8 protein-coding genes and 2 pseudogenes are annotated in these 8,987 nt (G+C 67.5%); 6 read left to right on the top strand and 4 right to left on the bottom strand.

Annotated elements, in window-relative coordinates; genetic code table 11:
• From G5C60_RS28740 to G5C60_RS28720, 5 genes are all read left to right on the top strand, one after another.
• Positions 1–690 (top strand): alpha/beta fold hydrolase (locus tag G5C60_RS28740; RefSeq protein ID WP_165263842.1); only part of this gene is annotated, 690 nt, incomplete at its 5' end.
• Entirely contained in the window at positions 675–1,574 is a 900-nt protein-coding gene (locus G5C60_RS28735) for an MOSC N-terminal beta barrel domain-containing protein (protein ID WP_165263841.1), read from the top strand. The genes G5C60_RS28740 and G5C60_RS28735, both read left to right, overlap by 16 nt.
• A gap of 92 nt (positions 1,575–1,666) precedes the next feature.
• Positions 1,667–2,062, top strand: a complete 396-nt coding sequence (locus G5C60_RS28730; RefSeq protein ID WP_165263840.1) for a VOC family protein — start codon at positions 1,667–1,669, stop codon at positions 2,060–2,062.
• 83 nt (positions 2,063–2,145) lie between these two features.
• The gene (locus G5C60_RS28725) at positions 2,146–2,844 is read left to right on the top strand and encodes a class I SAM-dependent methyltransferase (protein WP_241267138.1); all 699 of its coding nucleotides are present in this window, start codon (positions 2,146–2,148) and stop codon (positions 2,842–2,844) included.
• Positions 2,845–3,140: 296 nt separating this feature from the next.
• Positions 3,141–3,911 carry a methyltransferase domain-containing protein gene (locus G5C60_RS28720; protein ID WP_165263839.1) on the top strand — a complete coding sequence of 257 codons (771 nt, stop codon included), beginning with the start codon at positions 3,141–3,143 and terminating at the stop codon, positions 3,909–3,911.
• Positions 3,912–4,066: 155 nt separating this feature from the next.
• Here G5C60_RS28720 and G5C60_RS28715 read toward each other — a convergent pair whose 3' ends face one another.
• Together G5C60_RS28715 and G5C60_RS28710 are read right to left on the bottom strand one after the other, a co-directional pair.
• Complete coding sequence (locus G5C60_RS28715) at positions 4,067–4,909, bottom strand: SAM-dependent methyltransferase (protein ID WP_165263838.1); 843 nt, start codon at positions 4,907–4,909, stop codon at positions 4,067–4,069.
• A gap of 222 nt (positions 4,910–5,131) precedes the next feature.
• Complete coding sequence (locus G5C60_RS28710) at positions 5,132–6,598, bottom strand: M1 family metallopeptidase (RefSeq protein ID WP_165263837.1); 1,467 nt, start codon at positions 6,596–6,598, stop codon at positions 5,132–5,134.
• Between the two features lie 462 nt (positions 6,599–7,060).
• Between G5C60_RS28710 and G5C60_RS28705 the strand changes: the two genes are divergently transcribed.
• Entirely contained in the window at positions 7,061–7,588 is a 528-nt protein-coding gene (locus G5C60_RS28705) for a hypothetical protein (RefSeq protein WP_241267137.1), read from the top strand.
• Between the two features lie 80 nt (positions 7,589–7,668).
• Here G5C60_RS28705 and G5C60_RS28700 read toward each other — a convergent pair.
• Together G5C60_RS28700 and G5C60_RS52360 are read right to left on the bottom strand one after the other, a co-directional pair.
• A pseudogene (locus G5C60_RS28700) lies at positions 7,669–7,827 on the bottom strand (DUF397 domain-containing protein); the annotation flags it as partial.
• A gap of 328 nt (positions 7,828–8,155) precedes the next feature.
• Positions 8,156–8,857 (bottom strand): annotated as a pseudogene (locus G5C60_RS52360) (transposase); the annotation flags it as partial.
• Positions 8,858–8,987 lie beyond the last annotated feature (130 nt).

Genomic DNA, 8,987 nt, shown 5'->3' with positions numbered 1-8,987 from the left:
CTCCCCCCACTCCCCCCACTCCTCCTCCTGCACGGCCTGGCAGGCCACACGGGGGAGTGGGACGACCTGGCGGCCCGACTCCAGGCGGACGGCCACAGAGTGGTGACGTACGACGCCCGAGGCCACGGCGCCAGCACACGCCGCCCACGGGACATGACGAGGGCGTCCTTCGTCGCCGACGCTGTGACGCTGATCGAGCACCTGTCCTTGGCCCCGGTGGTGCTCGTGGGCCAATCCCTGGGCGGCCACACGGCTTTGCTCACGGCGGCTGCCCACCCGCACCTGGTCGACACCTTGCTCCTCATAGAGGCGGGTCCTGGCGGCGCGAACCCCAACCTGCCCTCCGAGATAGGCACTTGGCTGGACAACTCGCCCATGCCCTTCGTGGACAGGGACATGATGGTGGCCGCGGTGGCTGAGCTCGCCGAGCGGTCGTACTGGGACGAGTGGGACCGAGTTCGCTGCCCGGCCCTCGTCGTACGGGGCGCGAACGGCACGATGCGGGCCGCGGAGCCGGCGGAGATGCGAACCCGACGCCCGACGGCCACCCGGACCGAGCTCATCCAGGACGCGGGACATGACGTACACCTGGACCAGCCGGAGCGACTGTACGAAGCGGTACGGGCTTTCCTGGCAGCGCACGCCATGAACGCCGTACGGCATAAGGGGAGCACGTGGCCAGAGTCGTAGAGCTGTCGTACTACCCCGTCAAGGGATGCGCCGGCGTCTCGCCGCACGACGCGGTGCTGACGTCCGCGGGTCTCGCGCACGACCGGAGCTTCATGGTCACCAGCGAGGACGGCGTGTTCCGTACGCAACGACGCTGGCCGCGGCTGGCCCTGATCCGCCCCCGGATCAGCCCCGACGGAGGACGGCTCTCCCTCCACGGCCCCGAACGCCCGCACGCGTTGGACAGGGAGATCGGCGACACCGAGATCGACGACATGGGGATCGACATTGACGTCGACACGTCCGGTCCGCGCCGGGACGTGGATCTGTTCGGCGCACCGTTCACGGGAATCGACCAGGGCGATGAAGTCGCCGCGTGGCTGTCCGAAGTCCTCGGTGCCCCGAGCCGCCTGGTGCGGGTACCGCCCGAACACGACCGGGTCACCGATGGCCGGATCCCCGGCAGCTCCGGCTACGCCGACAGCAGCGCCGTACACGTCCTGTCACGATCCACGCTCGACGCACTGAACGAGCGGCTGATCGAGCGAGGCGCCCTCACGCTCCCCATGGACCGCTTCCGTCCGAACATCGTCATCGACGGCTGGGACACCCCTCACACCGAAGACCGTGCCCACCACCTCACCATCGCTGACACGGAACTCGCCTACACCAAGCTCGCCATCCGCTGCGCCGTCACCCTGGTCGACCAGCAAGTCGGCAAGAGGGCGGGACCAGAACCGCTTCGCACCCTCGCCGCCTACCGCCGAGTCCGCGGAGCCCGCCGAGCCCGTCCAGCCACCTCGGGTGGCGTGGCCTTCGGCACGAAGTACGCCGTACTCCGGCCGGGCAAACTGTCCGTGGGTGACGAGGTGCGGGTCACTCTGTGGGGCGAGGCGGAGTTGTAGCGCGGCGGCGAGGCGGTCACCGTGGGCCTGGTTTTGGTCCAGAGTCGGTATACGGTCCTCTGCGACGGTGCCTGAGAACGTCTGGGGGAGTCATGACAAGTAGGTTCACGGAGTTGGCCGTTGACTGCCATGATCCGGAGAGGCTCGCGGCCTTCTGGTGCGAGGTCCTGGACTTCAAGGTGATCGACCGGAGTGAGGGCAAGGTCGAGATCGGCTCCTGGGTGCCGACCGTCGAGGATGTTCGGGCCCGCCAGATGCCGCCCACCCTGCTGTTCGTCCAGGTGCCCGAGGGCAAGACCGTGAAGAACCGGCTTCACCTCGACGTCAGCCCGATCGACGGCAGCACCGAGGACGAGGTGACCAGACTGCTCGGCCTCGGCGCCACCAAGACGGATGTGGGCCAAGGCCCAGGCCGAAACTGGGTGGTCATGGCAGACCCCGAGGGCAACGAGTTCGACGTCCTACGCACCCTGGCACCGCAAACCTAGGCTTCCAGGCACCGAAGTGTCCGGCTTTCTGCTGCCCAAGCTCTGATTGGGCCCCGTACGCTCCAGGCGGACGCCCCAAGACCATGGCAGTGACGCCCCTCGCCGAAGACGCCGACGGGATGGAGCCCCCTGCGATGCCCGAACTCGACAGCCAGACCGCCTACTGGGACAAGGCCGCGGCCACGGGCACGAAGCGGTTCGCGCATCCACTCCACATGCCGTGGCTGAACAACGTCAGCCGAGATGCCGCGATCCTCGACTACGGCTGCGGATACGGCCGCATCATGAACGACCTCGCACAGCAAGGCTTCAACAACCTCTCCGGCGTCGACGCTTCACCGGGAATGATCGCCCGGGCCCGTCAACTGCACCCCACGATGCAGTTCGCAGTGCTGGACGAGCCGCCGACACTGGCCTGTGCGGACGCGAGCGTCGACGTGATCCTGCTCTTCGCGGTGCTCACCTGCATTCCCGACGACCGGGCGCAACGACGGCTGATCAGCGAACTGAGCCGCGTGCTCAAACCAGGCGGACTGCTCTACGTCAGCGACCTGCTCCTCCAGGACGACCAGCGCAACTGCGACCGCTATGCCGAATTCGCCGAACGCTACGGCACCTACGGAGTGTTCAGGACCGATGACGGCGCGGTGTGCCGCCACCACCCGAGGGAATGGTTCACCGCTCTGTTGGCCGGATTCGACTCCATCGACACCCGCCGCATTACCGTCGCCACCATGAACGGACATGAGGCAGAGGGCATCCAGATCCTGACTCGATCCTGACTCGCAAGCCGACTCCACATGACGAGGCCCCTCCCCGCCGTGCCTTCACGACGACTTGAACCCTGAGCGGGTGCAGGCGGCGCCGGCCACGACGGAGAGCGCGCCCGGCGCCGTGTACTGGCTGTACTGGCCTCCACGTACTGGCCTCGACGTACTGGCCTCGACGTACTGGCCTCGACGTACTGGCTGTACTGGCCTTGACAGCCGCGTAGCGAATTCGCCGTCCCCCTGCGCGCCCGTGTCCGCGATCCTATGCTGACACTTCAAGGGTTGAGACGATTTGGGGGGTATGCCTGATGGGGGCAGCAAGTAACGGAACGTCAGCATTGAAGTCGGGGGCCAAGCGGCTCTTGGGACGTGCGGGATTCGACATCGTGCGTAGTACGAACAACCTGGGGGGCGTCGACGACTTCATCCCGTTCGAGGCGACGACGCGGGCCGCACGGGCGGCCGGTCTGTCGGTCGCCGACTACATCGACGAGGTCATGAACGGGACGCCTGGCGCCACCCAGTCCACCATCGATGAACTGCGGGCTCTCGGCGTCTTCGCCGCCAGCCCGAACACGGTGCTGGAGATCGGCCCCGGGTCCGGACGGTACCTGGAGAAGACGCTGAAGGAGTGTTCACCGGAGCGCTACGAGATCTACGAGACGGCAGGGCCCTGGGCCAACTACCTGGTGGACACCTTCGGTGTGGTCGCCCAACCGACCGCAGGAAGCAGTCTCGCCCCGACACCCGACGCCAGCATCGACCTCGTACAGGCCCATAAGGTCTTCAACACCGTGACCTTCCTCTGCGCCTCCCGCTACTTCTTCGAGATGGCACGCGTCACGCGCCCCGGTGGCCGGATCGTCTTCGACGTCATGACCGAGACCTGCCTGGACCCGGACGCGGTACGCACCTGGGCCACGCAGGGCGGCGCGGGGCACGACTCCTACCCGGCCGCCATGCCTCGCCAGACATGTGTGGACCTCTTCGCGACCCTCGGCTGCAGCTTGAAGGCCAGCTTCCGGGCGCCCATGGGCGTCGCCACTACGGAGGTGCTTGTCTTCACAAAGGGGGCGTAACTCTCAGAAGGCTTCCGCTTGGGGGACTTTGCCGGCTTGGGGGACTTCGCCCTCATGGACCGCTGACGATCACGTCGAAGCGCGGGCCGGGTCCGGGGCCGACAGCATGCTGTCGGCCCCGGCTTGCCCTCATACGCCCTCGCCCTCGCGTCACGTCAGGGCTTCCGCGCAACCCCGCCGTACTCGTTCACTTCCGGCGGCAGCCCACCCGCACCGTCGCCATCACCGTCACCCTCAATGAAATCGAGCCGCCACCGCGAGCAAGACACCACGCCTGGTTCCACCAACTCCAGCCCGTCGTAGTAGCGCGCGATCTGCTCGGGGCTGCGGAGGAAGTACGGAGCGCCGCTGATCTCGTTGTAGCGCCGAGTGGCCTCGTTGTAGACCTCGTTGGTGTTGCCCCCGTCGTACTGCACCAGATAACTGCCGGACGGCAGCCCCGCCAACAGCCGCCGCACGATCGAGCAGGCCTCGTCGTGATCCTCGACAAGCCCCAGGATGCCCATCAGCATCAGCGCGACGGGCTGAGAGAAGTCCAACGTCTCCCTGGCCGCCTCCAGAATCCGCTCGGGCTCCCGCAGATCTGCGTCGATGTACCGGGTGATCCCCTCAGGTGTGGTGCTGGTGAGCAGGGCCTGGGCGTGCGCCAGGACCAGCGGATCGTTGTCGACGTACACGACCCGCGCGTCGGGAGCCACCCGCTGCGCCACCTCATGGGTGTTGTCCACCGTGGGCAGCCCGGTCCCGACATCGAGAAACTGCCGGATCCCCCGCTCGCCCGCCAGAAACCGCACCGCCCGCACGAGGAAGTACCTGCTGGCCCGGGCCTCGTCCTCAATCCCGGGAAACAGCTCCCGGAACGCGTCCCCGGCAGCCCGGTCCACCTCGTAGTTGTCCTTGCCGCCCAGCCAGTAATTCCAGATCCGCGCCGATTGCGGCGCCGAAGTGTCAATCCTGGACAACACCCGCTCCGCAGGGTCTGCCGACCCGTCAGCCATATCCACTCCCATGATGTACGTGTCCCCGTGTCCCCCAACGTAGGACCGAGAGCCACCTCACACCACTAGGTCCTCAGCCAACACCGGGGCCTCACGCGGCAGTTACGAACACGGTCACCCGCCACGCCCGGCCGGACCTACCCCGACTACCACGACCGCGCCTGAGCTCCCTGAGCTCCCTGAGCTCCCTGAGCGCCCGCGCCCAGCGGGCTCGCCGCTGGTTCATCGAGCGGTACCGGGCAGCGCCGGCAGCTTCTCGGAGTACAGCCAGGTACGCATGAAGGGCTCCAGGTCCCGACCGGCCTCCGCACTGGCGAGGGCAATGAAGTCCGCCGTGCTCGCGGTGCCGTCGCGGTGCTTCGACACCCACGCGCGTTCGATGCGCTGGAACGTGGCCGCACCGACTTCGTGCCGCAGTGCGTACAGGGCCAGAGCGCCTCCCTCATAGATCCCCCAGCCGTAAGGCGCCATTTCCGGATGGGGCTCGAAGCCTTCACGGCGCGGCGCTGCGACCGGGCCCTCCTTCCGCAGTTTGCTGCTCGCCTCCTGGTGGGCTTCGCGTAGGCGCTCCTCCATGCTGATTCCGTACTTCTCCTCGTCCCACAGGTACTCGTAGAAGGTGGCGTGACCCTCGTTCAGCCAGGCGTCGCTCCACCGCCGGGGAGAGACGCTGTTGCCGAAGTACTCATGTGCCATCTCATGTGTGGCGATCGAGTCCACGTGCATGGACATGCCCTCCTCGGAGAATTCCTCGGTGCCCATCACTGTCAGGGACTGGGTCTCCAACCCGCCACCGAGCGGCGTGAGATACAGCCCGTACGTGCGCAGGGGGAGCGGACCGAGCCGTTTGGTCACGAAGCTGAGCGCCTCGGGTATGACCTTGTCGACATAGGGACTGACCGCGTTCACCTGGTCGCTCGGGATCGCATGGCGAAGCTTGAGCCCGTCGGGACCTTGGCGCTTGACGACGGTGAACGGCCCCACGCCGATCTGGATGAGTTCCGGGGCCAGCTTCTCCTGGTTCTCGAAGCGCCGCATGGTGAAGTCGCCGTCACGGCGGACGGACGCCAACTCGCCATTGGCGATGGAATTCATGCGGGATGGCGCCGTAATGGTGATGGTGGCCGGGGCCTTCTGCGCCGGGTGGTCCGCGAACGCGGCCATACGGTGCGCGAACGAGGGTTGACTGAGCGTCTGTACGAACCCCTTGTCACGGAACAGGCCACGGCCGGGTTCGCTGCTCACGCGCGCCCCCACTGTCACCCTTACGGTGAACTCGCCTCCGTCCGGCAACGCCGTCCGCGGAGTCACCCGCACCTCCTGGCCCGACTGCGACCACCGCGCCTTGCGGCCGTCGACGGTCACGTCGCGCACCTCGGGTCCGGCCAGATCGAGGTTGAACCGGGAGAGGGCTTGGGTGGCACGGCCTCGTAACGTGGTGGTGGCCGTGTATTCCTTGAGGTCTCCGGTGAAGCGCATGTCGAGGTCGTACCGGTCGACCTGATAGCCACCGTTGCCGAGTCCCGGATGGAGCGTGTCGCCCAGGCCCGCGGCCCCGGGGCGTGCGCCCGTGGTCGTCGCCATACCGACAGGAGCGACATCGGTGCAGGCCGTCAGGCCGAAGAGGACGAGCGCCGTGGCTCCGGCCGGCGCGACAGTGAGAAAGGTGTGCTTGCTGTGACGAGTCATGACGACAGACTCGACTCTCGGGTATCCGTCCGGCCCTCGGCCGAAAGTCTGCTGTACGGGCGCCCACCCGGCCGAAAGGCCTAGTTCTCAGGAACGGAGCCGTCCAGTGGCTTGGCTGCCTGCCGGCCTCCTCGGTCGTCGTGTGTGTCCGATCTTTCGCCCAACGGCCAGCAGGAGCCAGGGACTTGCGTGAACTTGCGCGGGCACCACGACCCGGCCCTCGGCCGGGCTGGGGAGGGGGATCTACTCAGGCTCCCTCCCGGCTGACCTGGTGCGTGACCGCGAACGTTCACCGGGTTGGTCGCGAAGTTCTCGATCGACGGACGTGGGCTAACCCGGCGTGCCCGGCGATTGAGCCCTCCTCAGGTCCTCCCTCAGCGGGTGCTCCCTCATCCGCAGGGCGGATACGGTCTGCCGCAGCGGACGAAGCGCGGCGCCATGTCCAGGGCCAGCATGTTCGTCATGACGACAGCGACCGCCCCTCTCCCCGCATCCGCATCCGCACCTGCGCCTGTCTGGGCTCGCCGCGCCGCCCACGCCATCGCTTTGTGTGCCGTCCCGTCCGGCCTGTGGCGCATCGCCATGGCGTCCGGTGTCTATGTGGGCTACAGCGACCAGGTGCTGCGCGACGTCTTCGACATCCCAGGCTGGGGCATCGGCTACGTCGTCGGCCTCTCCGTCCTTGCCGAGCTGGCCGCTCTGTTTCCGCTGCTCCTCGTCAGTGACCGGTGGCGGCCGCTGCACCCTAGGGTCCTCGCCCGGCTGGCCTGGGCCGCCTCGGGCGTCCTGGTCCTGGTGGCACTGTGGCAACTCGTGGTCGCTTTCACCGTCGAGAGCCAGACGTACATGTCGAGCGGTACGGCACAGATCGTCTGGGGCTTCGCTTTCGCCCCACTGTTCGCCATCCCGGCCCTGATGACCGCGGTGACCTGGTCATACGCAAAGCGACACCAGGCACGGGGACAGGCACACCCCCTACCTCGTCCTTGACATCGGCCAGCCCTGTCCCACCGCTTCCCGTCCAACGCTTGGGAGGGCAGCACTTGATCTCCTCGAACCCCGTGCCGCCGTCAGCACTCCGGCTTCGCCGTCCTCAAAGCCCGTATGAAGGCCCGCCAGGCGTGCGCACGGACGGCGACTACAGGCCCACTGGCGTTCTTGGAATCGCGTACGAGGGCACCGTCCAAGGCGTGAGCGCACTCCGCACACTCAGTACCGCTGCCACCGCTGTACGAGGATCGGCAGGTACGGCCCGATGAACTCCCACTCGTCGTCCGTCAGTTGCACTCGCGTCACGCAAGAAGATCTACCGGTCCAGGCCCCACCGTGAGGGCGAATCCCGCAGATTGATCACGACTGGATACGCTCCCTAGCCTCGCCGTTTCGGTTGGGGTGATGAGACGTCGCTGTTCGTCTGCTGTCGCGTGGGCGGGGTGATTTCGTTGCCTGCGCATGGAGGAGTCCCGGCGCATGGTCGGGTTCTCCAAGGTCTTTCGGGTCGTGGGCGGTCGGGGGTTTGCTGGTCAGCCGGCCGGGCGGGGTAGTGCCGCGAGGCGCTGGAAGGCCGTGGCCAGTTCGTGTCTCCAGGGCCAGGTGGCCGATATCCGCAAGCGCAGACGCCGCGGTGTTGGCGCCGGCGTTGCCGGGCCGCAGCCGCCCGGACAGTGCCTCGCCGGTGTTGGCCAGGACGCACAGCAGCGGGTGGAACCCGAAACCACCCTTGTAGGTGGGCGCGGCCGCGTCCTTCTCGGAGTGGCAGGTGATCAGCGTGGCGTCGAGGTCCAGGACCAGGCCGGGCAGCAAGCGCCCCGCAGCCCGGGCAGCGGGTATGCCCTCGCTGGTCTCGGCCGCCTGCAGCTAGGCGACCTCCCGAGCCGAAGCCCTGGCCGAGCGCACAGAAGCCAGTGCCCGCTCGTCAACGTCGGCGAGCAGCCGCCAGGCCGTCGGTGTCGAGGCGACCGAGCCGAACACGTCGGTTTGGTCCCGCAGCACGGCCAGGTCTGCGATGGCCTCACCGCCGTCGGCGAGCATCACCGCCAGGTCGGTGGCGATCCGTCCCGGATCATGTCCGGTCCCGCGAGGCCGCAGCGGCCTGAGAGCGGTGGAGTACGCGGCGGTCAGACCTGTGGCATCGGCAAGATCCGCCAGCAACCGTGCACCGGCATGCCCGACGACCCCCGAACCATCGGCACTGACATAGACCCTGGGACGCAACCCGATACCCTTCACGCAGAAAGTGCCCTCCGCCTGGACTGACAGAACCCCTCAGCAAGGTTCATCGTCCCAGGTCAGGAAGGAACTTTCGCGTTTCCCGCCTCGCCAGCCGCCAAACCCAAGCGAAACGGCGAGGCTAGAGCATAAGCGGCGATTCGCCCGCACCAAACCCCTC

Origin of the sequence: Streptomyces scabichelini, assembly GCF_011045015.1 — a bacterium.
Classification (GTDB): Bacteria; Actinomycetota; Actinomycetes; order Streptomycetales; family Streptomycetaceae; genus Streptomyces; species Streptomyces scabichelini.
Note: the sequence above shows the minus strand (reverse complement) of the source record. Positions and strands in the feature narration are given on the sequence as shown.